Consider the following 1,831-nt stretch of genomic DNA (forward strand, 5'->3'; position numbering starts at 1 on the left):
ACCGGCGGCTTCTCGCTCGCCTATGGCGAGCGCGTGAAAGGCACGGGCCGTGTCGATCCCGGCCATCCGCACAGCGAGTACCTGCTGATGGCGGCGCAGCTCGGCGTGGTCGGTCTGGTCGCATTCGTCGGCATGCTGGTCACGCACTGGCGGGTCGCACGCCGTGTGTCACCGCCGCTCGATCGCAGCCTGGCGACGGGGCTCGTGCTGGCGATGGCGTTGGGATGCCTGTTCAACACCCTGCTGCTCGACCATTCCGAGGGGCTCTTCTACTGCTGGCTGATCGGCGTGCTCGGCGCCGGCATGGCGCCGCGGGCCACGCCGGCTTGATGGACAAGCTCGCAGGCGCGCGCGAGAATCGGCGCACCCTGGGCGGGTGCGGCTTGACGGATGCCGCTTCTCGCCCTCCCCGGCCATCACCATGAAAACCATTTCCGCGTACGTCATCGCCTTCAACGAGGCCGACAAGATCGAGGCCGCCGTCTCGAGCGTGCTCTGGGCCGACGAGGTGATCGTCTGCGATTCGGGCAGCACCGATGGGACGGCGGAGATCGCCGAGCGGCTCGGCGCGCGCGTCGTGCAGATTCCCTTCCACGGTTTCGGCGATCTGCGCAATCGCGCCATTGCCGCGTGCGGCTGCGACTGGATCTTCAGCCTGGATGCGGACGAGCGCTGTACGCCGGAGACGCGCGACGAGATCCTCGATCTGCTCGCCGGCGACCCGCCGCACGACGTGTATCTGGTGCCGCGCCGCAACTGGATGATGGGTCGCTGGATCCGTTTCGGCGGCTGGTACCCGAACTACCGGCAGCCGCAGCTTTTCAGGCGCGGCGCCCTGAGCTACACGCTGGAGCCGGTGCACGAAGGCTACACGAACCACAGCCCGCGCGGCCTGGGTCATCTGCATCAACCGATCTGGCAGGTGCCGTTTCGCAACTTCGACGAGATCATCCGCAAGATGAACCGCTACTCGACGCTCGGCGCGGTCAAGCTGGAACGCGAGGGTGCGACGATGTGGCGGGCCCTGGGTCACGGCATCTGGGCGTTCATCAAGCATTACTTCATCAAGCTCGGCTGCCTCGACGGCTGGGCCGGGTTCGTCATCGCCTTCGGCAACCTCGAAGGGAGCTTCTGGCGTCACGCCAAGTGCCGGGAACTCACGCAGGACTGGAGCGCGCCCAGGCAGGAACCGCTGGTGCGTCCGCCGCGCCCGTGAGCAGCCCACCGCCGGTCCACGTCGTCGAGCCGACGCTGGAAGGCGTCTCCGGTCACGCGCTCAACGTCGTCAGGAGCCTGTGCGTGGCCGGTTCGGGACTGACGTTCCATCTCTGGGTCGGGCGCGCAGCCGTGCTGCCCCAGCTGGAAGGTGTAGCGAGCGCCATCCATCCCTATTTCCGCCGCCGCCTGCGCAAGCCCCAGGCGTGGTGGCTTTATCGCCGCCTGCTGCGCCAGCCCGGGCGCATCGTGGTGACGACTGCCGGCACGCTCGACCTGTACGCGCTCGACTGGGCTGCCGGCCGGCCGATCCCGCCGGGCAAGGTGTTCCTCTATTTCCATCAGGTACGTCGACTGGGCGAGCGCAAACTCGCGCGCTTCCGGGCGATCGCGGCGAAACAGCCGCATCTCACCCTGCTCGGGACGACGCCGGCGATCGAGCAGGTCTTCCGCGACTGCGGGTTCGAGAACGCGACCACGCTCAGCCTGCCGCCGGGTCTCGACGCCGGCGCGTTCCCCGCGGAGCCGAGTCCCTTCCGCCATCTGCTGTATGCTGGCGCTGCGCGCGCCGACAAGGGTTTCGGTGCGATCGTCGATCTCGTCGCCCATCTGGCAG

General features: G+C 68.2%; 3 protein-coding genes. All 3 read left to right on the plus strand.

Features of this window, described 5'->3' with window-relative positions; translation table 11 throughout:
- On the plus strand, nucleotides 1–330 hold a 330-nt coding region (locus JNK68_15135), incomplete at its 5' end, for a glycosyl transferase family 2 (protein MBL8541679.1).
- A gap of 91 nt (nucleotides 331–421) precedes the next feature.
- Nucleotides 422–1,216 (plus strand): glycosyltransferase family 2 protein, encoded by a 795-nt coding sequence (locus JNK68_15140; GenBank protein ID MBL8541680.1) that lies wholly within the window; start codon nucleotides 422–424, stop codon nucleotides 1,214–1,216.
- A partial coding sequence (locus JNK68_15145) for a hypothetical protein (GenBank protein ID MBL8541681.1) occupies nucleotides 1,213–1,831 on the plus strand: 619 nt, incomplete at its 3' end. The genes JNK68_15140 and JNK68_15145, both read left to right, overlap by 4 nt.

This window comes from Betaproteobacteria bacterium, assembly GCA_016791345.1.
GTDB lineage: Bacteria > Pseudomonadota > Gammaproteobacteria > Burkholderiales > JAEUMW01 > JAEUMW01.

Coding starts and splice junctions, on each gene's coding strand:
- JNK68_15140 (MBL8541680.1), top strand. CDS start 422: ATGAAAACCATTTCCGCGTACGTCATCGCCTTCAACGAGGCCGACAAG.